This is a genomic window from Gordonia sp. (in: high G+C Gram-positive bacteria) (assembly GCF_052106715.1).
Taxonomy (GTDB): domain Bacteria; phylum Actinomycetota; class Actinomycetes; order Mycobacteriales; family Mycobacteriaceae; genus Gordonia.
Window position 1 is genome coordinate 39,975 of the sequence record NZ_JBQEDL010000019.1, and the last position, 25,390, is coordinate 65,364.

Annotated in this window: 18 protein-coding genes; 14 read left to right on the plus strand and 4 right to left on the minus strand. The window is 67.4% G+C overall.

What is annotated here, in order from left to right; translation table 11 throughout:
* Nucleotides 1–41 precede the first annotated feature (41 nt).
* Nucleotides 42–1,421: an ABC1 kinase family protein gene (locus tag ACTIMF_RS11225; protein ID WP_442350370.1), complete on the minus strand. Its 1,380-nt coding sequence runs from the start codon at nucleotides 1,419–1,421 to the stop codon at nucleotides 42–44.
* A gap of 167 nt (nucleotides 1,422–1,588) precedes the next feature.
* Here ACTIMF_RS11225 and nadB point away from each other — a divergent pair, with 167 nt between their 5' ends.
* From nadB to ACTIMF_RS11290, 13 genes are all read left to right on the plus strand, one after another.
* Entirely contained in the window at nucleotides 1,589–3,220 is a 1,632-nt protein-coding gene (gene nadB / locus ACTIMF_RS11230) for an L-aspartate oxidase (protein WP_442350371.1), read from the plus strand.
* Nucleotides 3,221–3,343: 123 nt separating this feature from the next.
* On the plus strand, nucleotides 3,344–4,795 hold the full coding sequence (locus ACTIMF_RS11235) for a hypothetical protein (RefSeq protein WP_442350372.1): 1,452 nt from the start codon (nucleotides 3,344–3,346) through the stop codon (nucleotides 4,793–4,795).
* A gap of 123 nt (nucleotides 4,796–4,918) precedes the next feature.
* The gene (locus ACTIMF_RS11240; RefSeq protein WP_442350373.1) at nucleotides 4,919–5,260 is read left to right on the plus strand and encodes a metal-sensitive transcriptional regulator; all 342 of its coding nucleotides are present in this window, start codon (nucleotides 4,919–4,921) and stop codon (nucleotides 5,258–5,260) included.
* A gap of 27 nt (nucleotides 5,261–5,287) precedes the next feature.
* Nucleotides 5,288–5,494, plus strand: a complete 207-nt coding sequence (locus ACTIMF_RS11245) for a heavy-metal-associated domain-containing protein (protein WP_442350374.1) — start codon at nucleotides 5,288–5,290, stop codon at nucleotides 5,492–5,494.
* Nucleotides 5,491–5,670 carry a hypothetical protein gene (locus tag ACTIMF_RS11250; RefSeq protein ID WP_442350375.1) on the plus strand — a complete coding sequence of 60 codons (180 nt, stop codon included), beginning with the start codon at nucleotides 5,491–5,493 and terminating at the stop codon, nucleotides 5,668–5,670. The genes ACTIMF_RS11245 and ACTIMF_RS11250 overlap by 4 nt, the downstream gene beginning before the upstream one ends.
* Nucleotides 5,667–7,937 (plus strand): heavy metal translocating P-type ATPase, encoded by a 2,271-nt coding sequence (locus ACTIMF_RS11255; RefSeq protein WP_442350376.1) that lies wholly within the window; start codon nucleotides 5,667–5,669, stop codon nucleotides 7,935–7,937. Before ACTIMF_RS11250 ends, ACTIMF_RS11255 begins: the two co-directional genes overlap by 4 nt.
* The gene (locus tag ACTIMF_RS11260; protein WP_442350377.1) at nucleotides 7,934–8,779 is read left to right on the plus strand and encodes a hypothetical protein; all 846 of its coding nucleotides are present in this window, start codon (nucleotides 7,934–7,936) and stop codon (nucleotides 8,777–8,779) included. Before ACTIMF_RS11255 ends, ACTIMF_RS11260 begins: the two co-directional genes overlap by 4 nt.
* 129 nt (nucleotides 8,780–8,908) lie before the next feature.
* Entirely contained in the window at nucleotides 8,909–10,366 is a 1,458-nt protein-coding gene (locus tag ACTIMF_RS11265; protein WP_442350378.1) for an FAD-binding protein, read from the plus strand.
* Between the two features lie 267 nt (nucleotides 10,367–10,633).
* A complete protein-coding gene (locus tag ACTIMF_RS11270) occupies nucleotides 10,634–12,166 on the plus strand; it encodes a Re/Si-specific NAD(P)(+) transhydrogenase subunit alpha (protein ID WP_442350379.1) in 1,533 nt (510 codons plus the stop codon).
* A gap of 5 nt (nucleotides 12,167–12,171) precedes the next feature.
* Nucleotides 12,172–13,629, plus strand: a complete 1,458-nt coding sequence (gene pntB, locus ACTIMF_RS11275) for a Re/Si-specific NAD(P)(+) transhydrogenase subunit beta (RefSeq protein ID WP_442350404.1) — start codon at nucleotides 12,172–12,174, stop codon at nucleotides 13,627–13,629.
* Nucleotides 13,630–13,740: 111 nt separating this feature from the next.
* Nucleotides 13,741–14,688 (plus strand): ERCC4 domain-containing protein, encoded by a 948-nt coding sequence (locus tag ACTIMF_RS11280; protein WP_442350380.1) that lies wholly within the window; start codon nucleotides 13,741–13,743, stop codon nucleotides 14,686–14,688.
* Between the two features lie 55 nt (nucleotides 14,689–14,743).
* Complete coding sequence (locus ACTIMF_RS11285) at nucleotides 14,744–16,516, plus strand: HSP90 family protein (protein ID WP_442350381.1); 1,773 nt, start codon at nucleotides 14,744–14,746, stop codon at nucleotides 16,514–16,516.
* Entirely contained in the window at nucleotides 16,513–19,356 is a 2,844-nt protein-coding gene (locus ACTIMF_RS11290) for a hypothetical protein (protein WP_442350382.1), read from the plus strand. Before ACTIMF_RS11285 ends, ACTIMF_RS11290 begins: the two co-directional genes overlap by 4 nt.
* 40 nt (nucleotides 19,357–19,396) lie before the next feature.
* Here the strand turns inward: ACTIMF_RS11290 and ACTIMF_RS11295 are convergent, their stop codons facing one another.
* Nucleotides 19,397–20,146 (minus strand): metallophosphoesterase, encoded by a 750-nt coding sequence (locus tag ACTIMF_RS11295; RefSeq protein WP_442350405.1) that lies wholly within the window; start codon nucleotides 20,144–20,146, stop codon nucleotides 19,397–19,399.
* 60 nt (nucleotides 20,147–20,206) lie between these two features.
* Nucleotides 20,207–21,397, minus strand: a complete 1,191-nt coding sequence (locus ACTIMF_RS11300) for a GAF domain-containing protein (protein ID WP_442350383.1) — start codon at nucleotides 21,395–21,397, stop codon at nucleotides 20,207–20,209.
* A 169-nt stretch (nucleotides 21,398–21,566) separates the two neighbouring features.
* Between ACTIMF_RS11300 and ACTIMF_RS11305 the strand changes: the two genes are divergently transcribed.
* Nucleotides 21,567–23,402, plus strand: coding sequence for an NAD(P)-binding domain-containing protein (locus ACTIMF_RS11305; protein ID WP_442350384.1), 1,836 nt, complete (start codon nucleotides 21,567–21,569; stop codon nucleotides 23,400–23,402).
* Between the two features lie 30 nt (nucleotides 23,403–23,432).
* Here the strand turns inward: ACTIMF_RS11305 and ligD are convergent, their stop codons facing one another.
* Nucleotides 23,433–25,349, minus strand: a complete 1,917-nt coding sequence (gene ligD / locus ACTIMF_RS11310) for a non-homologous end-joining DNA ligase (protein ID WP_442350385.1) — start codon at nucleotides 25,347–25,349, stop codon at nucleotides 23,433–23,435.
* Between the last annotated feature and the right edge of the window lie 41 nt (nucleotides 25,350–25,390).

Sequence of the window (25,390 nt, forward strand, 5' to 3'; positions counted from 1 at the left end):
GGCTCCTCATCGAGAGTGCAGGGTCGGGGGTGTCGACGAGGTCAGGCATGGCGCGCCCGCCGGTCGCGTTCGGCTTCCTTCAGGATTCCGGCCATGTATCCGTAGATCTCACGGTCGCTGATCGCCTTCCAACGCGGTGCGAGCAGCTTCATGTACTTCTCGACGTATAGCAGTTGCTTGCCGACGAGCACGAGTTCACGCGGCAGACGAGCGTCGTGTGCCTTCGCGACCGCTGCCATCTGCCTCCCGAGATCGGTGTAGCTCATCGAGCCGAGTTCGGCGGTCGACAACGGTGTGGTGACGGTCCGCAGATCGTCGGCGCCCTTCTGTGTGGAACCCGGCTTGTGGACGGCTCCGAGTAGGAAGATCGCACGCCCCGCGGAGTCGTAGTCCTGCTTCACGATCAGGTCGACGACGAGTTGCCGCAGGATCCGCCGCGTCCGGGCGTCGAACCGTCCGACGATTCCGAAGTCGAGGAGGACGAGCTTGCCGTCGTCGTCGACGAGGACATTGCCCGCGTGCAGGTCGCCGTGGAAGAGGCCGCCGTGGAACGCCGAGTCCAGCAGGGAGAGGAGAAGGTTGCGGCACAGCGCTTCACCGTCGTGGCCTGCGGCGCGGACTGCGGCTACATCGTCGATGCGGGTGGCGTAGATCCGTTCCATCGTCATCACGCGACGCGTCGTCAGATCGTCGTAGACGTGGGGGACGCGCACTCGGTCGCCGAACGGACCCGGCTGTAGGCACTCGAACCACTGGCCCATCGTGGCGGCCTCGTTACGGAAGTCGAGTTCGGCGTCCAGTCCGTCCGCGAAGTCCTCGACCACGTGCCTGGCTGAGAGCATCCGGCCGTACTCGGAGATCTCCAACAGGCCGGCGAGTCGTTCGAGGATTGCGACGTCGGGCGCCAGGCGGTCGGCGATCCCCGGTCGTTGGATCTTGACGACCACGTCTTCGCCGGTGCGCAGCGTCGCGGCGTGGACCTGGGCGATGGACGCCGACGCCATCGGCGTCTCGTCGAACGTCGCGAAGATTTCGTCCGGCGTGGCGCCCAGGTCTTCGACGAAGACGCGGCGCAGGTCCGCGTAGTCGGCGGGCCGAACTTTGTCGAGCAAGGTCTCGAACTCACCTGCCATGGTCGGCCCGAATACTCCGGGGCTCGAGGCGATGAGCTGGCCGAGTTTCACGTAGGTGGGGCCCAAGTGCTCGAAGGTGCGGCGGACTTCGTGGGCGACGTCCTTGGCGGCGGGGGCGTGTCCGCGCAGCAGGCCGCCGATCCCTCCGGCGAGGAAGCGTCCGACGCCGAAGACGGTGTGCCCGGCGGTGGAGGTGAAGCGCCCCGCCTCGGCGACTGCTGAGACCGAGGGCAGCTGACCGCGCACGGCCTCCGCGTCCTCGTTCCCCACGTCTTCTTTCATGGTCATCACCATTGTGGAGTGTAGTTGACTCGCGCCCGACACCGGCTCTCCCCGATGCGGGCGTGGGACGCAACCGGCCCGCGGCGGTTGGGCGTTGCCTCGGCGCGGGGCAGCGGACTAGCGTCGAGACTAGTTTTCGACCATCAGTCGAAAATTGGATGCGAAGGATCGAGATGACCCGAACCCAGCAGCGCGCCGACCTCGTCGTGATCGGTGCGGGCATCGCCGGACTGACGGCGGCGTTGTCGGCGGCCGAACACGGACTCGATGTCGTGGTCCTCAATAAAGGGTCCCAGTCGAGTGCGGCACAGGGGAGCGCGGCACAGGGGGACAGGTCACGCGAGCACTCGACGTCGACGTTCTATGCGCAGGGCGGGATCGCTGTGGTCGACCCGGCAGTCGCCGAGGACTCGATCGGGCTTCACGTGGCCGACACCCTGGGTGCGGGCGCCGGTCTGACCGACCCTGTCGCCACCGAGCCGATTCTCGCCGACGGCTGGCCCGCGGTGACTCAGCTCGTCCATCGGGGTGCGGACTTCGATTCATCGGGCGGTCAGTTCCTGCGCACCAGGGAAGGCGGACACAGCGTCCGGCGGATCATTCATGTCGGCGGCGATGCGACGGGCGCCCGAGTCCAGACCGCCCTCGGCGTCGCGGTCGGCCGCTCGCCGATCACCGTGCTCGACGACTGTTGGGCGTCCGACGTACTGACCGCCGACGGCGCCGTGTCCGGAGCGGCCTACGTGCACGACGGGGTCCGCTCGGTTCTGTGGGCTCCGACGGTCCTGATCGCGACAGGCGGTATCGGACACGTCTACGCCGCCACGACTAATCCGTCGGGGGCGACAGGGGACGGGATCGCGCTCGCATTGCGCGCCGGAGCCCGCGTCGCAGACCTCGAGTTCGTGCAGTTTCACCCGACGATGCTGTTCATTCCGGGTGCACGGGGGCGCCGCACGTTGGTCAGCGAGGCGGTCCGCGGGGAAGGCGGTCGACTCGTCGACGCCGACGGTCGGTCGGTGACCGACGGCGTCCACCGCCTCGGCGATCTCGCGCCGCGCGATGTCGTGGCCCGCGCCGTGCGTGCTGCGATGGCGCGCACGGGCGCCGACAGCGTCTACCTGGACATCACCGGGGTCGACGGCTTCGAAGAACGCTTCCCGACGGTGACCGCGGGTGTCCGTGCGTCGGGTCTGGACATCGGCGGAGGTCTGCTGCCGGTGGTACCCGGTGCGCACTACCTGTGCGGCGGCGTCGTCACGGACGTCGACGGCCGCACCGGGGTGCGGGGACTGCTCGCGGCCGGGGAGACCGCGCGCACCGGTTTACACGGTGCCAATCGGCTCGCCTCCAACAGTCTCCTCGAAGGCCTCGTGATAGGACGCAAAGCAGCTGCGCAGGCCGTCGAGCGTGCGGTGCTGCCGATTCGTGAGATCGGCGTACCGGATCTGGGCGTAGCCCCGATCATGGACCGGGCGAGCTTGCAGGACGCGATGTCCGGCAAGGTGGCGCTCGATCGTGACGCGCGGGGGTTGGCCGAGGTCGCGTCACTGCTGCACGGTGCCGCGCAGCGGCGGCGAGACGACCTTCGTGCGGCCGAAGACGCCGCGCTGCTGCTTACGGCGAAGGCGATCGTCGCCGCAGCGCGAGCTCGTGAGGAGTCGCGCGGCTGCCACGCGCGCACCGACTTTCCAGAACGCTCACCGGTCGGCGTGTCACGGAGTTTCGCCCTCGTCGAGGGCGAGATCATGCCGGCCGCCGAGGTCGACGTGCCGCACGAGATCGGTGTGCCGGCCGGGTACTAGGCCCAGACACCGAACACCAGGCACCGGCCACTGGACATCGGGCGCCGCATCTGGCCGAGGTCCTAGTGTCGCGTCGGTAAGCTCCGTAGACTGCATGGAGTCCGTGATGATAGGGGTGTGTCCATGAGTGGTGGCCGGTGCTGGTCGTCGATCGTCGCCACCCATGATGAGCGGGCAGCCCTCGGCCTCGGCGCGGACAGCGAATGGCTCGTCGGGTGTGTTCTGCGCGAAGGGCATCCCGGAGCGCACGCGTCCGATGGCGCCCAGGCGCACCACGGGCGGCGTCGTTGGCTCGTGTGGGGCGACTTCGCCCGAGGCGCACAGATGCTTCGCGACGAGGATCCGTGCCCGATCGTCGAACTCGACGGGACGCCGTGCCTCTACTACTTGGGACACAGTGGGCCGCACCGCTATCCAGGAATCCCCGAGATCACAGTCGGCGGCGCCCCGTCGCCGCTGGACCGTCGGCCCCCGCAGGGCACTCCCGCACCGCCGCAGCCTGCACAGTTCGCACCCGCGCCGACGGACCCGGTGGCGTCAGGCCCGGCTATGGGGCCCGGGAGCCGTGGCTTCCCGCCCACCCAACCGTGGTCCGCACCGTCCGCGTTCGACCTCGACCCCGAGCCGACGACGGACCGTTTCCCGGCGCTGCCCACACCGGCCGGATGGCCGAACCACGCACCCGAGACGCCGACCGAAAGCGCCAAATGGTCGTCAGATGCCGGCGTGTCCGCGATGGACCGACTGTTCGCCGAACTCCCGTCTCTCGCGCCCCAGGACGCACCGGTCGTGGCTCCGAACAGCGGCGGGTGGACGGTCCCCGACGCTCAGACCAGCATCGACGTCGGGTCGTCGGACTCTCATGTCCCGTGCGTTCCCGGCCCGCAGACTCCGGTTCCACAGACTCCGGTTCCAGAGGCGCCGGTTCTGGACGTCGACGCTGAGGAGGTCGAGTTCGCTGAGCTCGGTGCGTTCGACGCATCCGACGGGTCTGCTCCCGCCGCTGAAGTCCCGATCGTCGAACCCCCCGTCGTCGAGGGATTCGTGGCCTCGCACGACGCGCCGACGATCGAGGACGTGGACGTCGCGCCGGTCGCGAGTGGGCCGACACGATTCGAACCCGCCGATATCGGCGAGGACTCCGACGGCGCGCCTCGGCAGCACCAGCCGGTCAAGGTCGTCAACGAGTACGAGCCGTCGCTGGGCGAGGACACGCCCGGCGGCGCGACGACTGTGGTCTATCGTGATGACCCGGACGCGTCGAGCATGGAGGTCAGGCCGACCTCGAATGATGTGCTGACCACGTCGATTCTGCAGGTCATCGCATCGAACGGTGATCCGGTCCGGATCGGAGTGCCGACCACGCTGCGACCGATCTCCGGCCCTGCCCGCAGCGCCGTCCCGGCGAACGAGCACGTGTCCGGCGAGGACGTGAAGGCGATGACCGAAGCCGTCCGCGACGCCGCAGATCGGTTGCGCGCCAACCCTGGAGCGGACGACACGCACGCGATCAGCGAGGCGTTGCGCGATATGGCGTCGTCGTTGGGCCGGCTGGCCGACCGCTTCGGGAAATAGCGCGAGCGCGTCTGCGCCTTCGGGGTGGAACGCCCACTTCGGTATACCCCCATGGGGTAGACAGATTTCCGTTTCCGGAGTATGTCTAGATACCACCAGGGGGTATCGGAGAGGTTGGTGACCATGCCAGAGAACAACGAAGCGGACACCAGTTGTCATGAGCAGGCGGCCGGCAGCAGCGGCCACCACGGTTACATCGGCAATCAGGCCGGCTACCTTCGACGGCTCAAACTCATCGAAGGGCAGGCGCGCGGTCTGCAACGGATGGTCGAAGAAGAGGTCTACTGCATCGACATCCTGACCCAGGTGTCGGCGATGACGAAGGCTCTCGAGTCCGTCAGCCTCGCCCTCCTCTCCGATCACATGAGTCACTGCGTCGTCTCCGCTGCTCGCGAAGGCGACGAGGCCGCCGACGAGAAGGTCGCCGAGGCCATGAAAGCCATCACCCGCCTGGTCAAGTCCTGACCCGTACCGACAACAAAAGGAGACACCATGAGTGAGACCACCACCATCGCCGTCGACGGAATGACCTGCGGACACTGTGCCGCGTCCGTGCGCGAGGAGATCAGCGAGATCGCCGGTGTCACCGACGTCGCCGTCGACGTCGAGTCCGGACGCGTCGACATCACGAGCGAATCGGCCTTGGATCCGTCCGAGGTCGGCGCCGCGGTGACCGAAGCCGGTTACACAGTCCGATGAACGCGCTGTCGCGTCCCGGCGTGCGGATCGCCGCGTTCGTCGTCGGGCTTGCGGTCGCTTTCGGTCTCGCGTTCGGAGTCGGTCGCGCCGTCGGCCCGTGGGACACCGATCCCGCACCGAACCACGCGCCCACGATGAATCACGGTGCGGCGCACCACCAGGAGGTCTGGTCATGACGAACGCCGTCGACACGGGCCTCGAAGTCGATCTCGAGTTGATCGGCATGACGTGTGCGTCGTGCGCCAACCGAATCGAACGCAAGCTCAACAAACTCGACGGAGTGAGCGCCACCGTCAACTACGCGACCGAGCAGGCGCACGTCGCGCACGACGAATCGGTGAGCCCCGACGACCTGATCGAGACCGTCCGCGCAGCCGGATACGACGCGACACGCGTGATGCCCGCCGGGTCCGATCCCGGCGGCGAGCCGGAGCCGTCCCGCGCCGAACGCGAGGTCGCGGCCCTGCGTCAGAGGCTCATCGTGTCGGCGATCCTGACCGTCCCGGTGATCGTGCTGGCGATGGTGCCTGCCTGGCAGTTCACCAACTGGCAGTGGCTGTCGTTGACGTTGGCCGCACCCGTCGTCGTCTGGGGAGCGCTGCCGTTCCACCGCGCGGCGTTCGCCGGGCTGCGACACGGCACCACCACGATGGACACGCTGATCTCGGTCGGCACGATCGCCGCGTTCGGATGGTCCCTCTACGCGCTGTTCTGGGGCGACGCCGGTGTCCCCGGCATGCGGCACGGATTCGATCTGATCGCTTCGCGCGGCGACGGAGCGTCGAACATCTATTTGGAAGCCGCTGCAGGCGTCACAACGTTCCTGCTGGCCGGCCGGTACTTCGAGAAGCGTTCCAAGCTCCGGGCGGGCGACGCGCTGCGCGCGCTCGCCGAGGTCGGAGCGAAGGACGTGACCGTCGTCCGTGACGGACGCGAGCAGTCGGTCCCGATCGATCAACTGGCGACCGGAATGCGTTTCGTCGTCCGACCTGGCGAGAAGATCGCGACCGACGGTGTCGTGGTCTCCGGTGCGTCCGCAGTCGACCAGTCGATGCTGACGGGGGAGTCGGTTCCGGTCGAGGTCGCAGTCGGCGACGCTGTGGTCGGTGGGACCGTCAACGCGCACGGCCGACTGGAAGTGGACGCCACGGCGGTCGGATCGGACACGGCCCTGGCCAACATGGCGAAGATGGTCGCTGACGCACAGGCGGGTAAAGCCCAGGTCCAACGACTGGCGGACCGGGTGTCGGCGTACTTCGTTCCGACTGTCATCGCGATCGCGGCGGCGGTCCTCGGATTCTGGTTCGGCGTCGGTGCAGGTGCAGCTCTGGCCTTCACCGCGGCCGTCTCTGTCCTGGTCATCGCATGTCCGTGTGCTCTCGGTCTGGCCACGCCGACGGCCCTCATGGTCGGCACGGGACGAGGCGCGCAACTCGGGATTCTGTTGAAGGGTCCCGAGGTGCTCGAGTCCACCCGACGGATCGACACAGTCGTCCTCGACAAGACGGGAACCGTCACGACCGGCGAGATGGCTGTCGTCGACGTGATCGCGGCCGACGGCGTCGACGCCGACGAGATGCTCGCGTGGGCCGCCGCCGTTGAGTCAGGGTCCGAGCATCCGATCGGTCGAGCCGTCGTGCGCCACGCGGAAGGAACCCTCGCCGAAGGACTCGATCTGCCCGAGGCGACCGAGTTCGCGAACCTCGCAGGCGCGGGTGTCACCGCGGTGATCGACGGTCGCGAGGTATCGGTGACCGGGCCGCGCGATGTGCGCGGGGCGCTGGACGAGGGTCTGCGGGCGCCGATCGACGACGCATCGGCGCGGGGTGGCACGCCCGTGGTCGTGAGTCGCGCAGGCGAGGCCGTCGGAGTCATCGTCGTCGCCGACACGGTGAAACCGAGGTCGGCGGCCGCGATCGCCGAACTCAAGCGGATGGGACTGCGACCGGTCCTGCTGACCGGCGACAACGAAGGAGCGGCGAAGCATGTGGCCGCACAGGTCGGGATCGACGCCGACGCCGTGATCGCCGACGTGCGACCGGAGGGCAAGGTCGACGCGGTCGCTCGCCTGCAAGCCGACGGTCGCGTGGTCGCGATGGTCGGCGACGGCGTCAACGACGCCGCGGCCCTGGCGTCGGCCGACCTGGGCCTGGCGATGGGCACCGGTACCGATGTCGCGATCGAAGCCAGCGACCTGACGCTGGTCAGCGGAGACCTGTGGGCGGTAGTCGACGCGATCGCCTTGGCGCGCAAGACTCTCGGAACCATCAAGGGCAACCTGTTCTGGGCGTTCGCGTACAACGTCGCGGCCATCCCGCTCGCTGCCGCTGCCTTGCTCAACCCGATGATGGCGGGTCTGGCGATGGCGCTGTCCTCGGTGTTCGTCGTCGCGAACAGTCTGCGCCTGCGTGGCTTCTCGTCGCGTCGTACCCTGACTCCATGAGCACCCCGACGTGGCCCGAACTGGCAGGCCGAAATGCAGCCGCGGCCATGATCTCGTTCTCGGGGAGGCTCACTTCGACCTCGCCGGACGGCGTCGACATCCTCGACTTCTGGCACGCGGGCGGCGGACGGTGGCGCATCGAACGCGACGGCGAAGTGCAGCACATCAGTGACGGCGAGACGGCGTACTACCGAGGGCGCGACGGTCGGATGGTGCAGGCCGTCAAAGGGCGCCGACTCGCCATGAATTGGGTGACCGGCGGGTTCGGTCCGATGGATCTCATCGGACCCGACGGGATGCTGCACAAGATGACTCGGGAGATCGGCGCCCTCACCGACCCGGTCGAGACGACCCTGGACGGTCGGGCGTCATGGACGGTCGGCCTGGGCCGACCCGGTGCGGGGCCCGATGCGCAGCTCACCGTGGCGATCGACGCGCAGACCGGAGTGGTCGTCGGGCTCGCCTCGGCGAACGAGGCGTCCGTCGCCGTCGCCGGACTGTCTTCGGGCGCCATCGACGAGGAACTCTTCGGATGGCCGACGGGCGGCGAACCGGTGCCGCAGCCGGACCCGGAGCAGACGCGCGCCGTGTTCGCCGAACGGTTGGAGATCCTATCCGCGATCGAGGCCGGACTCGACCGGCGCGCCGAGGTCCTCGCCGTGGTGGAAGCCTCGGAGACCGTTGACGATGCGCGGACCGCCGTCGCAGATCTTCTCGGCCTGCCCCGCGCGGGAGCCGAGGCGGTCCTGGCGCTGCAGGTTCGTCGATTTACCGTGACCGAGCGGGCGAAGATCCGCGACGAGGCCGCCGATGTACGCGCCCGCCTCGCCGACCTCGCGTGAGTGGTACCGGTCGGGAGGTAGGCCGGGTCATCCAGGCTCGCACTGTCTGAGCGGTACCACTCGCGCGATCGTGACTGGAGAGAAAAGAAAACTAGAACTTGTTCTAGACGGTCGTCTAGGGTGAACCCCATGAGTGGTCTGGACATCCCTGAGTCAATCAACGCGAGCGACGTCACCGAGTGGAGCGACGAGGTCGACGTCCTCGTCCTCGGCGCGGGGATCGGCGGATGCTGTGCCGCGCTCGAGGCGGCGACGAACGGCGCGAACGTCCTCGTCTTAGAGCGGTCGGCCGCCGCGGGCGGCACGACGTGCATGGCCGGTGGGCACTTCTACCTCGGCGGCGGCACCGCGGTGCAGAAGGCGACCGGGCATGCCGACAGCGCCGAGGAGATGGCCAAGTACATCACCGCGGTCTCTCGTGAGCCCGAGTACGACAAGATCCGCGCCTACTGCGAGGACAGCGTCGACCATTTCGACTGGCTCGAGAACCTCGGCTTCGAATTCGAACGCAGCTACTACCCGGAGAAGGCAGTCATCCAGCCGCAGACTCAGGGCCTGATGTTCACGGGCAACGAGAAGGTGTGGCCGTTCAACGAGAAGGCGGTGCCCGCTCCGCGCGGGCACAAGGTTCCCGTCGAAGGCGACACCGGCGGCGCGGGAATGGTGATCGAACTCCTCGTCAAACGACTCGGCGAGACGGGCGTGCCGATCCGTTACGAAGTCGGCGGTCGCCGTCTAGTCGTCGACGACTCGACCGCCGTCGTCGGCGTCCAGTACAAGGACGGGCAGAACGAGGGATTCATCCGTGCCAAGGCGGTGATCATCGCGGCGGGCGGGTTCGTGATGAACCCCGACATGGTGGCCGCGCACGTGCCGCAGCTCGCAGAGAAGCCGTTCACCCTCGGCAGCACCTACGACGACGGGCTCGGCATCCGCATGGGCGTGTCCGTCGGAGCCGAGCTCAAGCACATGGACCAGGCGTTCATCACCGCACCCGTCTACCCGCCGTCGATCCTGTTGACCGGCATAGTCGTCAACAAGGAGGGCAAGCGCTTCGTCGCCGAAGACTCCTACCATTCGCGGACCTCCGGATTCGTGATGGACCAGACCGATCGTGCCGCCTATCTGATCGTGGACGAGTCGCATATGCAGCGTCCGGAGTTCCCGTTGGCGCCGTTCATCGACGGGTGGGAGAGCGTCGAGGAGATGGCCGACGGTCTCGGGCTCGATCGCGAAGCTCTCGTTTCGACTCTGGACCGTTACAACGCATATGCTGCCAAGGGCGAGGACCCCGATTTCCACAAGAGCCCGGAGTTCCTTGCACCGCAGGATCGCGGGCCCTGGGCGGCCTTCGACATGAGCCTCGGCAAGGCGCTGTACGCCGGCTTCACCATCGGCGGCATGGCGACGACTGTCGACGGTGCGGTCCTGAATGAGAGTGGTTCGGTAATCCCGGGCCTGTACGCCGCCGGAGCCTGCGCCGCGAACCTCGCGCAGGACGGGAAGGGCTACGCATCGGGCACTCAGCTTGGTGAAGGGTCGTACTTCGGGCGGCGTGCCGGCGCATCGGCTGCAGCACACACCTGAGCAGCACCTGTGACACAAATTACAGCGGCATGTGGGTTTCGGCCATCATGCTAAGTTCGTCGCACGTTTTTCATAAGCGGGATCGGCCACGTGTCACCCGCGCGCATCGAGCGAGTTCGACGCAGCACTGGCCGATGGATGCAGACCGCCCCTAATCGGGCGGCCTCTTTTCTGCTATCCGTCTCACGCACGTGTCGCATCGAGTCCGACTCGATGCGACATCAGATGAAGTGAGAACAGGAATATGAGTGTGGGAGAGGCAGTGACATGCTGATCGGCATCCCCAGGGAGACAAAGGCAGGCGAGACGCTCGTTGCGGCCACCGCGAAGACGGTGGGCCAACTGCAGCAGCTCGGCTACGAGGTCGTCGTCGAATCCACGTCCGGAGTGCTCGCAGAGCAGCCCGACGAGGTGTTCGCGGACGCGGGCGCCCGCGTCGGATCGGCAGACGACGTATGGGCGGCCGACGTGGTCGTCAAGGTCAACGCACCGACCGACGACGAGATCGCACGGATGCGCCGCGGCGCGGTGCTGATTTCGATGATGGCTCCGGGACGCAACCCGGAACTGGTCGAGAAGCTCACGAGCGCAGGCGTCACGGCACTCGCGATGGACGCGGTTCCGCGCATCTCGCGTGCACAGTCGATGGACGTCCTGTCGTCGATGGCGAATGTGGCCGGCTACCGCGCCGTCGTCGAAGCGGCGCACGAGTTCGGCCGGATGTTCACCGGCCAGGTGACAGCCGCAGGCAAGATCCCGCCCGCCCGTGTGTTCGTCGTCGGCGCCGGCGTCGCGGGCCTCGCCGCGATCGGTGCCGCATCGGCCATGGGCGCCGTGGTGCGCGCGTTCGACGTGCGCCCCGAAGTGGCCGAGCAGGTCGAGTCGATGGGCGCCGAGTTCGTCAAGGTCGACTTCGAGGCGGAGAAGTCCGAAGACGGCTACGCCAAGGAGATGACCGCCGAGCAGGAGGCGGCGACCGCATCGATGTACGACGAGGAGGCCCGTCTGGCCGACATCGTCATCACCACCGCGCAGATCCCCGGCCGCCCGGCTCCGAAGCTGATCAGCGCCGAGACCGTCGCGGCGATGAAGCACGGTTCAGTCATCGTCGACATGGCCGCGTCCAGTGGCGGCAACGCTGCGGGCGCGGTCGCCGACGAGAAGGTCGTCACCGACAGCGGCGTCACGATTCTCGGCTACACCGACCTGGCAGGCCGTCTGGCCGCTCAGACCTCGCAGCTGTACGGCACCAACATCGTCAACCTTCTCAAGCTCATCACGCCGGAGAAGGACGGTGAGCTGACGCTCGATATGGACGACGTCGTCCAGCGCGGTATCACCGTGACGCGCGACGGCGAAGGGATGTGGCCGCCGCCGCCGGTGCAGGTGTCCGCGGCCCCGAAGGCCGCTGCTGCCGAGCAGGCTCCGGAACAGGAGTCGAAGAAGCCGATGTCGGCCGGTGCGAAGGTCGGTGTTGTTCTGGTCGGGGCCGTGCTGTTCTTCCTGGTCAACGCGTTCGCGCCGGACCCGATCCCGCAGCACTTCACGGTGCTCATGCTGGCGATCGTGATCGGCTACTACGTCATCGGCAAGGTGGCGCACGCGCTGCATACGCCGCTGATGTCGGTCACCAACGCTATCTCGGGTGTCGTGGTCGTCGGCGCGCTCCTGCAGATCGCCACCGGCAACACCACGATCTTGGTGCTGTCGACGATCGCGATCCTGCTCGCCTCCATCAACATCTTCGGTGGCTTCGCGGTCACCCGTCGCATGCTCAGCATGTTCAGTAAGGGGGCATGACCGTCATGGACATCAACTCCATCTCCATCGCGGCGTACATCGTCGCATCGCTGCTGTTCATCCTGTCGCTGGCAGGACTGTCGAAGCACGAGTCAGCCAAGAGTGGCCTGACCTATGGCATGGTCGGCATGGTCATCGCGCTGGCGGCGACCATCGCCGTGGCCGTCAGTGACCTGAACGATCTCGACTTAGCCGGGGTGTCGTTCAACAAGTGGCTGCCGATCGGTCTGCTCATCGCGGCCGTCGTCGTGGGTGGCCTCATCGGCCTGTGGCGCGCCAAGATCGTCGAGATGACCGGCATGCCCGAGCTCATCGCGCTGTTGCACTCGTTCGTCGGTCTTGCCGCTGTCCTTATCGGTTGGAACGGCGCGATCCAGGGCGCTCATCTGGGCGACGTCGCCCAGGACGATCAGGGCGCCATCATCGGCATCCACGCCGCCGAAGTCGCGATCGGCATCTTCATCGGTGCGGTCACCTTCACCGGTTCGATCATCGCGAACCTGAAGCTGTCGGCCAAGATGAAGTCGGCGCCGCTCATGCTGCCCGGCAAGAACTTCATCAACGTCGGATCGATCGTCGTCTTCGCGGTCCTCACCGGCGTCTACGTCGCACGCGACTCGCACAGCGACACCACCGGTTACATCCTGCTCGCAGTCATCACCGTGGTCGCGTTGCTGCTGGGTCTGCACCTGGTGGCATCGATCGGCGGCGGCGACATGCCCGTGGTCGTGTCGATGCTGAACTCGTACTCCGGTTGGGCCGCCGCGGCCTCGGGCTTCCTGCTCAACAACGACCTGCTCATCGTGACCGGTGCACTCGTCGGTTCCTCGGGTGCGTACCTGAGTTACATCATGTGCAAGGCGATGAACCGTTCGTTCGTCTCCGTCATCGCCGGTGGTTTCGGCATCGAGGCCGGACCGGCCGACGACACCGACTACGGCGAGCACCGTGAGATCCAAGCCGACGCGGCCGCGGAGCTGCTGGCGAACGCGAAGTCGGTCGTCATCACCCCCGGCTACGGAATGGCTGTCGCGCAGGCGCAGTACCCGGTGGCCGACATGACCGCCAAGCTGCGGGCCAAGGGCGTCGACGTCCGCTTCGGCATCCACCCCGTCGCCGGTCGTCTCCCGGGCCACATGAACGTGCTGCTCGCCGAGGCCAAGGTGCCCTACGACATCGTCCTGGAAATGGACGAGATCAACGACGACTTCCCGGAGACAGACGTCGTCCTGGTCATCGGAGCCAACGACACAGTCAACCCGGCCGCAGCGGAGGACCCGAGTTCGCCGATCGCAGGCATGCCCGTTCTCGAGGTGTGGAACGCCAAGGACGTCATCGTGTTCAAGCGGTCAATGGCCGCGGGCTACGCAGGCGTCCAGAACCCGCTGTTCTTCCGCGACAACACGCAGATGCTGTTCGGTGACGCGAAGGACCGCGTGGAAGCCATCATCTCCACGCTGTAACTGCCGCAGACGAAGGGCCCCGGAGCGCAACCTGCGTTCCGGGGCCCTTCGCGCTGTCCACGTCGCGTTTCGGCCGGACAGTTCAGTGTCGAGGCCGTTAACCTGGATCCGATGCCAGACGACTTCCTCATCGCCCGGAACCCCGAAGAGGGTTCGGCGCTGCCCTATCTGGTCCGCGTTCCACTCGGGCCACGCGGTGTGGTCCTCAAGACGAAGGACACGTGGCCGGGCGCTACCAAGTTGTACTGTCATCGCGCCGACGGCTGGCCGGACGACCCCGACATCGTCCAGGCGCTTCCCGTCCGGTCGGTGAGCAAGCGAGGTGCGGCCATCGACCTCGTTCTCGAGCGCGGCCGACAAGGCCGGTCCCAGTTCGTCGTCACCTGGGCGCGCGGCCGGGAGATGATCTTCTGGCAGTCGCGCCAGACTGCCAAACAGGCGCGCCCGAACGTCGCGCTGCCGACTGCTCGAGCGCATGGCGTCACCCTGGACATCGTCGTCGACTCCGGTGAGAAGTATGCGTGGAAGTTCAGCCACCAGCAGGCGAGCATCGACAAACGGCGACTCCCGATAGGCGACTACGCCGTCTTCGACAATGAGCAGTTGATCGCCGTCGTGGAGCGCAAGTCGGTCGCCGACCTTACGAGCAGCCTGATGAACGGCAAGCTGAACTATGCGTTCGCGGGGATGGCGCAGGAGTTCCGTGCGGCCGTCGTCGTCGAAGCGCCCTACAGCGCGGTGTTCAAGCACGAGCACGCGCGAGGGGCGACCGTGGCTGAGGCCGTCGCCGAAGCGCAGGTCCGCTTTCCGTCGGTGCCGATCGTGTTCTGTGACAACCGGCAACTCGCACAGGAATGGACCTACCGATGGCTGGGTGCGGCACTGCACGAACACCGGCAGCGCGCAGCGACCGATGTCGTCGTCGACGCTCTTCCGGCCGGTCCGGCCGCGTCGCCGAAGCAGATTCGTGAATGGGCTGTTATGCGCGGACTGGACGTGTCGCCCAAGGGTCGGATCCCGAAAGTCGTGCGGGAAGCGTGGGACGCGCGCAACGGGTGATCGGATCCCTCACGTGAATGATCTTTGGTCCTGGCCCGTCCGTACCATCTAATCCATGGATGACGCCCCTACGTTCGACGTCGACCTGCGCGCTCTGATCGAGGTCCTCGGTACTAATCTCTACACCGGTCCCGGGGTCTACGTGCGGGAACTGCTGCAGAACGCGATCGATGCGCAGAGCGCAGCGCGGCGTCACGACGAGCCGATCGAGATCACCGCAGACGGAGGCACATTCGAGCTCGTCGACCACGGCACCGGGATGAGCGCCGACACCATCGCCGACCTTCTCGGCACCATCGGAGCGAGCTCGAAACGCGACCAGTTCGGGTTCGGTTCCAGCACCCAGATCGGCCAGTTCGGGGTCGGGATGCTCAGCGGATTCCTGGTCGGCGACCGGATCGAGGTCTCGTCTCGGGCCGCCGATTCCGAACCCGTCGTGTGGGCGGGATCGTCGGACGGCCACGTCGAGATGCGGGCAGGCGACCGCGCCGAGACCGGCACGACAGTCCGCATCGACGGCCGCGGCGACACGAAGATGTGGCTCGCACCCGACCGGGTCCGTGCGCTGGCGGCCGACTACACCGCGATGCACCCAACGCCGATCGTCGTGAACGGCGAACGCGTCAACCCCGGCGTCGGACTGTTCGGCGACCCCTCCGGCGGACGAGACGCGGCCCGCGTCGCCTTTTGCCAGGACGAGTTCGGATTCACACCGCTGGAGATGTTCGACGTGAACGTCCCCGAGGCCGGTCTGCACGGTGTCGCCTTTGTGCAGCCGAGCGGCGGCGACCTCGTCGCTCGTGCCGTGCACCGCGCCTACGTCAAGGGGCTTCTCATCGGCGACGTCCCCGGACTGGTTCCGGAGTGGGCGTACTTCGTGCGCATCGTCGTCGACGCGACCGGACTCAAACCGACGGCTTCGCGCGAAGGACTCGTCCGCGACGACCTGTTCGACGCGGTCGCCGCGTCGTTGGGCCACCAGGTCCAGACGTGGCTCACCGGGCTCGGGAATCGCCCGGCGCTCCGCGAGCGATTCCTCTCCGTCCACGAGCAGGGCGTGAAGGCGCTCGCCGCGCATCGACCGGAACTGCTCGGCTTCGTCGACAAGCACTGTGTCTTCGAGACCAATGTCGGTCCGATGCCGCTCGCCACGTTCCGCGCACGTTTCGGCACCATCCGGTATGCGGGCACCATCGACGACTATCGGGTGCTCGCCGATGTCCTCGCCGGCCGCGGTATCGGGCTGGTCAACGCGGGCCACGCCTTCGAGACCGCCGCGATCAGAGCGATCGTCGCCGCCGACCCGTCGATGCGGTGCGAGCCGATCGGACAGCAGTTCCTCCTGTCGGCGTTGTCGATGCCGTCGCCGGAGACCCGGGACGAGTTCGACGCCGCGGTACGCATCGCACGTCGCGCCGTTACGCCGTTCCAATGCGAGGTGACGCTGCGTGCGTTCGAGCCGGACTCGGTCTCGGCGCTGCTCCTCACCGACGACACCGCACAGATCGCGCAGGACCGTTCTGCGATGCTGTCGCAGACGGCGGGCGAACCGGACGCGTGGCTCGCGGCGTTATCGGCGATCGACGACGGCGACACGGCGCCGACCCGACCGACCCTGGTGTTGAATGCGACGAATCCGCTGATCCAGCGGCTGCCCGCACTCGCCGACGACGTCGTCGCCGGTGCCCTCGTGCGCGTCGTCTACAGCCAGGCGATGCTGCGCGCCCGCCGGTCGGTGCGGATCGCGGCAGCCTCCGAACTTGATTCGGCGATCACCCTCCTCGCCGATCTGGCAACCCGTGACCGGCTCGAAGGGAGCCCCGAATGACGAGCGCAGAGCCGATGGACCACGCTGTCTCCGAACTGCTCGACGACCTGTGGATGGCACGGCACGGTGACCCCCGCTTCGGCCACGAGGACTTCGGACCGTTCCCGTCGCTGATAGCGAGGGCCGATGAACTCGACGACCTCGACCTGCGATTCCTCACCCGGCTGGAAGGGGCGTACGCCGCCCTGTGGGCCGGTCGGACCACCGACGTGTTGACCCTCATCGCCTGGTTGTTGCAGACGATGGACGCTCACGTCGCTGAACTCGAGGTACAGGACTGGCAGGTCGAGCAGTTCGAGACGACCTTCGTCGACCTGCTCGACTCGCTCCTCGGGGTCCCGGAACTCTCCCTCGACCAGGTAGAGGCACTCGTCGCCGATTGGGCAGGCCGGGTCCGCGGCACCGCCTACTACGCGCCTGCCGTCGAGACCGCTGTGCATGCGGCGGTCGCCGTCCACCGGGGCGATCGCGCGGCAGCGATCCGGATCCTTGATGCCTGCACCGACTTCACGCCCCCGTCCGGAACGTGCGGACCGGGCACGCGGGCAACGCTTGCCGCCGTCTACAACGCGGCAGGTGGATACGCTCAGGCAAGGGAACTGTCGATGCCCGACCTCGACGGTGATCCGAGTGAGCGCTGCGGCTTCTACCCGGCGGAGACCTACGCGGCGCTGATCGAGGGTTGGGGGCGGGAAGGTCGCCGCGATGAGGTCGTGCGTGCAGCGGCGGCGATCGACGCGACATACAGCCCGGTCGGTCTCTACAACCACATCGCGGACGCGCTCGTGGCGTTGATCCGGGTCGATGCGCTCGACGAGGCGTTGCCGATGGCACTCAAGCACCTCGATGCCGTCGACAAGTGCAGCAACGTATACGAGCAGGCGTGCCTGTCGGCGGCGCTGTCGGCGACGTTCGCCTCGGCGGCGGCGGCCGACCCCGATACCGCCGTTCCGCGACGCGACGACGACGGTGCACCAGTGCTGGCTTCGGCGTCTCAGCTCGCGGAGGAACTGGCCGATCGGGTCCGACTGGCAGCCGCCCGATTCGACGTGCGGAACGCGTCGACAGCGGTGTCGTCGGCGTTCGAGGAGACTCTTGCGCTGCGGACCGCGCGATCGCACCGCAATGCGGGCGGCCGGGTGAAAGCCGTGGTCGACCGGTCGGCCGAGGAATTGGTCAGCGGACTCTCGGCGTTCGGCTCGGTGTCGCCGCGTCGGTCCGCGGAGTGCGCGCAGGCGTTGCGCGGTCGACTCGACGAACTCGAAGGACGTAGCCGGGCCCGTGCTCGACACATGCTCGCGTGGGATCGACGACGGGACGATCCACAGCAAGCGATCGTCGACCTGCGAGGTATCGCCCACGAGACCCGAGAGACGTATCCGTCGTGGGCGGCACAGTCGGACCTGTTGGCGGCGCTGCTGGAGGTCCACAGCTCAGACTCGGAACCCGAGACCCTGCTCGAGTGGCCCGAAGGGGACCCGTCGTGGAGTGCGGGAGCGCAGGCCAACTTCGCCCGACTGCGTGCGATGGCCATGGCGCCGTTCGACGCCGAGCGCGCGGTCGCCGCGGTCGACGCGGGCCTGGCTGTTCTCGACCGCGTGGACAGCGGCGAGATCCCACTGATCTCCGATCCGGCGTCGCTGGCTGCAGCAGTCGGGTCGACCGACGCCGAAGCCGCAGCCCAACGGGCAGTCCTGCACCATCTGCGGGCCGACCTGGTCGGCGAACTGGACGGGCACGACCCGGCCGCTGCGTCGATCGCGGGCGACCCGGCCGGTGACGTCGACGCCGCCCTCGTCGCTGCGCGGCGAGCCGTGGAGTTGTCGGCCGACCCGGACCAGGCGATGTCGTGCCGCGGCGGACTCGTCGATGCCCTGCAGTTGGCGGCGGGCGCGCAGATGCACACCGACATCGGCGCAGCACTCGTCCTGATGGCGGAAGCGGAGTCGAACGCCAAGTTCGCTCAGCTCGGCCAGCTGCTCAATGCACGGACGGGCTTACTGCTCGAGGCGGGCGAGATCGACGCCGCACGCGACGACGCCGAACGTGCAGTCTCGGTGTGGACTGTCGAAGGCGACCAGCATGCCGCGGACTCGTCGCGGTTCGACCTGGCCCACGTCATGTTGGTGCGGGACGAGGATCCGCTCGCGATCATCGAACTCGTGGAACCCGCTGTCGATGCGATGGCGACGATCGGCGACATCGGTGCACAGTTGCACGGTACGCAGATGTTGGCGAGGGCGCAGTCGTCCGCGGGGCGTTCCGGTGAGGCGATCGAATCGTTCACACGCGTCGTCGACGCGTACAGCGGCCAGGCACCGATCGGGATGATGGGGCAGTTGCACGCCGCCCGCGCCGTCGACTACGCCGAACTCAAGCGTTTCGGTGAGTCGCTCGACGACTTGGACACCGCTGTCGACGAGTACACCCAGGCCGGGGATGATTTCGAGGCCGCCGACACGCTGCGCACGGCGGCCCTCACCGCGCACTTCGCCGGAGACGATGACCGCTCGTCCGCCTACCTCAGTCGAGCCGACCACCTGTATGAAGAGCTCGCAACGTCGGCACCCGTCGACTTCGAGCGCGCCCGTCTCGACTTCGCGCGGGCCGACATCATCCGCGATCGCGAACCCGAACCCGCGGAGTCGCTGCTGCGGGACGTCGCAGGCCGTGCTCGTGCTGCGAACTGGATCGGCCTCCTGATCCCCGTCCTGCACCTGAGTGCGATGCACGCCATTGAGAACGAGAGGCCGGACACGGCGCGCGAGCTTCTCACCGAAGCGCTCCGTCATGCCCCGGAGCACCCGGCGCTCACCGGCCTGATGGCCGAATTGGACTGATCGCCAACCGCTCGATCAGCGCCGTCGGGCATCCAACGGGTCAGTGGACAACGCGGAAGTGGGTGGTCAGGCGGCGGCCCTCGATGATGTGGAAGGCGATGCCTGCGGGCTGGGTGTCGTTGACGACGTCGTCGCCCTCGAAGGGGAGGTTCAGCGTGGACGAGACACCCGGCGCGGTCATGACCGGGACGCCGGCGAACACGCCTGCGGACGGTGAGTGAATGTGGCCGCAGACGAGGCCGATGATTTGAGAATGTGATCGCACGAAGGCCTCGAGTCCTGCCGGATCGGTCTGCGCGATCGAGTCCATGAAGGGCATGCCGACCGCGGTCGGCGGGTGGTGGAATGCGACCAGGACGCCGACGTCGCCTGCCGCGGCGATCCGATCGCTCGCCCAGGCGAGAGTCGCTTCGGAGAGCGCACCGTCGTTGCGCCCGGGAATCGACGAGTCGAGTGCCAGAATCAGCAGCCCGTCGAGCAGTAGCGCAGTGTTGATCGGCGCGTACGCGTCGCTGTCATCGTCGGGCCGGGACACCGATCGGTACGCTGCACGGTCGTCGTGATTGCCCAGGAGCGTGAGAGTTCTGATGCCGGTGACGAGCGTGTTCGCGGCCTCGCGATACTGGTCGACGCTGCCTTCGTCGGTCAGGTCGCCGGACACCAGGAGCGCGTCGATGTTCGCCGCGCCGCCGCAGCGGTCACGCAGATAGTCCAGGACCCCGGCTATCCGGTTTCGACGGTCCGAGTCGCCGCAGAAATGCAGATCGCTGATCTGCGCGACGACGAGCATGTGCTCTCCCTCCGTGAACCGCATGTACCGCACCAGGCTAACGGACACGTGCGGGCACCGTCAGAGGCGGACGGTCACCTCCTTCGCGAACCGGTACGGCCGCGTAGCGAGCAGTCCCCCGAACGTTCTTCGTAGTCGGGACATCTCGGCGCGGACGGTGACGGTGCGTGACGAGTCCCCGAAGATCGCGGCGGCCAGTTCGGCCGCGCTCACGCCGTCGCGGTTATGTGCCAGATGCGTCAACAGGTCGAGGTGTCGTGGTGACGGGCGATGCGTCCACTCGCCGTCTCCCGAGGTCACGGTGACGACGTCGCCGATCGTGACCGTGCTCCCCGTTCGCTCGGCGTGGCCGGCCTGCCGGATCAACCAGCCGCCGGGCAGTGGCTCGACGTCGCAGAGCCCGAGGCCCGAGACGGTGGTTCGGCTCGGCGCGAGATCGAGTGGAAGGCTGATGCGGCGGTGCGGTTCGACGCGGTCGACGGCGGCGACCCACCCGAACTCGTCGACGGCCAGCGCAGGCCTGCCCGCCCGCGCGAGGATCGGCGCAGCGACCGAACGCAACAGATCGAGTTGGTCCCGGTGCGCACTCTGCAGCCGTGCCTGAGCCAGTCGTGCGACCGAGTCGACGAGGGCGACAGTCGTCGGGTGGATGGACGACGCGGGGCCGCTCACGTCGACCACCCCGAGCATGCCGCCGGTGCGGGGATCCCGAATCGGCGCTCCGGTGCATGTCCAGGTGTGGTGGCTGCGGACATAGTGTTCAGCGGAGAAGACCTGCACCGCCCGCCGGGCGGTCAGCGCGGTCCCGATCGCGTTGGTGCCGACCGCGTTCTCCGCCCACGAGGCGCCCTCGACGAACCCGAGACCGTCGGCGCGGCGCCGCACTGTGGAGGTCCCCGCCCGCCATAGGACGTGCCCGCCGGCGTCGGCGACGACGAGGATGTTCGGGCTGTCGCGTAGGACCGCGTCCAGACCTTGTGTGAGGTCGTCCAGCAGGTCGGCGAGGCCGGACGCGGCGCGGCGTCGGTCGAGATCGGCGTCGGCGATCGGGTCGACCGGACCGCCGACGTCGGGGTCGACGCCTGCGTCCGCGGCACGGGCCCACGACTGTCCGATCACCGGTCGAGGACGGGCGGGGAGCCGCAACCCGGCCATCGCTGCGTCGTGGACCGCGTGGAGGACCTGCGCGTACTCGCGCGGATCCTCGCCCGTGGCGAGCGCCGGCTCGGGTAGCGGATGCGTAGTGGTCATGGGCCCCGGTCTTATCGAATGTGGTCACAGTCACAGAAGTGTGATGTTCAGAGTGCGCCGACCGGTCTGTGTACGTCAACGGCGCTGCAACCCTCTGCAACTCTTGTCGGATATGCGGGCGCAGGAGTGTGCTGTCCATCACAGAGTAGATCGATGGAGAGGACATGTGATGACGCAGACGATGCAGGATCGGACCGACGTGACACGCACCGCGGGGCAGCGCGTCCAGGCGTGGCTCGAGAGGTTCAACGATGCCCTTGCCGCGGGTGATCCGTACGCAGTGGCCGCGTTGTTCGTCGACGACAGCTACTGGCGAGATCTGGTGGCGTTCACGTGGAACCTCAAGACGGTCGAGGGACGCGCGCAGATCGCCGAGATGCTCGCCGAGCGACTCGGCGACACACAGCCGCGGGGTTTCATGGCGAGCGAGGAGCCGATCGACGCCGACGGCGTCGCCGAGGCATTCATCGAATTCGAGACCGCGACCGGCCGCGGCGACGGCCACCTTCGCCTGCGCGTCGACGACGACGGTGAGGACCGGGCATGGGCGCTGCTCACGACGCTGCAGGAACTGAAGGGACACGAGGAGCGGTCCGGTGGGTCGCGCCCGATGGGCGCTTCGCATGGTAGTGACCCGGCGGCGAAGTCGTGGTCTGAACGGCAGGAAGAGGAGGCGCAGACGCTCGGCCGCACGGTGCAGCCGTATGTCCTCGTGATCGGCGGAGGTCAGGGCGGTATCGCGCTCGGCGCTCGCTTGCGGCAACTTGGCGTCACATCGTTGGTCGTCGACAAGTACGAGCGGCCGGGTGACCAGTGGCGTGGACGCTACAAGACGCTCTGTCTGCACGACCCGGTCTGGTACGACCACCTCCCGTATCTGCCGTTCCCCGCCAACTGGCCGGTGTTCGCCCCCAAGGACAAGGTGGCCGACTGGCTGGAGTTCTATACCAAGGTTATGGAGGTTCCGTATTGGAGCCGCACCGAGTGCACCTCGGCGTCCTACGACGAGGCGAGAGGCGAGTGGACGGTCGAACTCGTCCGCGATGGCGAGCCGATGACCCTGCACCCCACACAATTGGTCCTCGCGACTGGGATGTCGGGCAAGCCCAACATTCCGTCGTTCGCCGGTGCAGACACCTTTGCCGGCGATCAGCACCATTCGAGCCGGCATCCCGGCCCCGACGGTTTCGTCGGCAAGAAGGTCGTCGTCATCGGTGCGAACAACTCTGCTCACGACATCTGTAAAGCATTGGTGGAGAACGGCATCGACACGACGATGGTGCAGCGTTCCTCGACGCACGTGGTGAAGTCGGCATCCCTGATGAAGATCGGTCTCGGTGCGCTCTACAGCGAAGAGGCGGTCCAGGGCGGTATGACGACGAAGAAGGCGGACATGACGTTCGCGTCGCTCCCGTACAAGATCATGCACCAGTTCCAGATCCCGCTGTACGACCAGATCCGGGAGCAGGACAAGGACTATTACGACCGCCTCGAGAAGGCGGGCTTCGACGTCGACTTCGGCGACGACGACTCCGGTCTGTTCATGAAGTACCTGCGCCGCGGCTCCGGCTACTACATCGACGTCGGAGCGTGCGACCTCGTCGCCGACGGCACCATCAAACTCGCCAAGGGCGGCGTCAAGGAGATCACCGAGAACGCCGTGGTGCTCGACGACGGAACCGCACTGCCCGCCGACGTCATCGTCTATGCGACCGGATACGGGTCGATGAACGGCTGGGCCGCCGATCTCATGGGTCAGGACGTCGCCGACCGTGTCGGCAAGGTCTGGGGCCTCGGATCGGATACCACGAAGGACCCTGGCCCGTGGGAGGGCGAACAGCGCAACATGTGGAAGCCGACCCAGCAACCGAACCTGTGGTTCCACGGCGGAAACCTGCACCAGTCGCGCCACTACTCGCTCTACCTCGCGTTGCAGCTGAAGGCGCGCTTCGAAGGTCTGGACACGCCGGTGTACGGGCTGCAGGAGGTGCACCACCTGAGCTGATGTGACGGTGCGCCCAGTCGGCCGGGCGATCTACAGGTCGCCCGGCAGCTTGTCCCGGCGGATGCCTCGCCACGTGGGGTGGCGTAGGTGCCCGGTTGAGGTCCAGTCCATGAACCGGACGTCGGCGACGAGCTTGGGTAGCACCCACGTCGCGCTCGACGCGACCGGCTTGTCGAGGGTGCCGATGAACGGACTGCGGCCGATTGTCAACGGCTTCAGCTCGTCCAGGAGTGCGTCGAGGTCGGCGTCGGTGAACCCGGTGCCGACCCGCCCGACGTACCGTAAGCCGGTCTCGTCGGGTAACCCGACCAACAGTGAGCCGATCGATCCCGATCGGCTGCCGCGTCCGGGTCGGTATCCGCCGATCACCACTTCGATGTCGTTCCAGTTCTTGTGTTTACGCCAGTCGGAGCTGCGGCGGCCGGATTGGTAGGTCGACGCGCGGCGTTTGGCGACGATCCCCTCCCACCCGCTCGACCGGGCGTGCTCGGCGGCGGACGATCCCGGACCCGGAAGCAGGGGCGGGACGTCGGCGACCGACGCTGATTCGATTACCGGCTCGAGCTCGTCGAGGATCTGTCGTCGTCTGTTCCACGGAGTGGTGGTGAGATCGGTGCCGTTCAGTTCGAGGACGTCGAAGACGAGGTAGCGCAGCGTGTATTCGTCGTCGCGACGATTCCGCCCGGCGAGGAGGCCGAAGTCGGTGCGCCCTGCCGCATTGAACGCGACCATCTCGCCGTCCAGGACGATGTCGAATCCGCGGAGAACGGCACCGAGTTCGCGTAGTTCCGGGAAGTCGTCGGTCATGTCGACCCCGGACCGTGACCAGCATCGGACGTCACCGTCGTCGTGATGCACGATAATCCGGTACCCGTCCCACTTGCCTTCGAACGCCCACACGTCGTCGGTCAGTCCGTCGATCGGTTCGTCGGCGGCGAGCATCGGTCTGACGCCGGAGACCGTCCCGGCGATCCGGGTGGGGCCGGTGTCGTTCTTGTGGCGGGACGCGCGTGCTTTGCGGTACTCGCCGAGATCGACGGTCCGGTCCGTGGCGGTCTCCACGGCCGGGTCGAGGCCGGCGAGGAAGTCGCCGGATTCGTGGAACCGGTCGAGGACCTCGCGGAAGTCGAGTTGGGCGATCGACGGGTCGGCGAGCTCGGCCCAGGTGCGAGGCGCCGCGACCCAGGGGCGTTCGCTGCCGCGTAAGGAGTACGGGGCGAGGGTCGTCTTCGCCGCCGTGTTCTGGCTCCAGTCCAGGAACACCTTCGACGTCCGTGCGGACTTCGACATCGACGCGGTGACGTCCTTCGGATGTGCGGCGGCCAGCGAGTCGGCGATCTGCTTGGCGACGGCCCGCGCCGACTCCGATTTCACCGGAGCCGGGAGCCTCGCGTAGACATGGATCCCTTTGCCTCCGCTCGTCACCGGATACGAGTCGAGACCGGCGTCGGCGAGGACGTCGCGGATCGCGAGTGCGACGTCGGCGCATCGATGCAGAGGGACGTCGGGGCCGGGATCCAAGTCGAGGACGAGACGGTCGGTGCGGCGTGACTGCTCGCCCGCCGATCCGACGCCGGACAAGTCGATGCGCCACTGCGGCACATGCAGCTCCAGCGCTGCCATCTGCGTCAACCACACCAGGTCGGCGGCCGACCGGGCGACGGGGTACACCGTCTTGCCCTCAGCGTGAGCGATCGTGAAGCGGGCCAACCAGTCCGGCGTCCCCGGCGGGAGCGCCTTCTCGAAGAACGGACTCGACCCGGTGCCGTGCGGCCAGCGTTTGCGTGTGATCGGCCGCGAGGCGAGGTGCGGCAGCATCACGTCGGCCATCGCGATCACGTACTGGAGAACGTCGAACTTTCGAGTGCCGTCGCCTGGGTACATCACCTTGTCGAGGTTCGTCACCGTGAGGAACCGACCGTCGACCTCCAGCTTGGACCCGGGCATGACATCGATTCTGCCCCATTCGCCAAAGGCGTTCGGGCTGC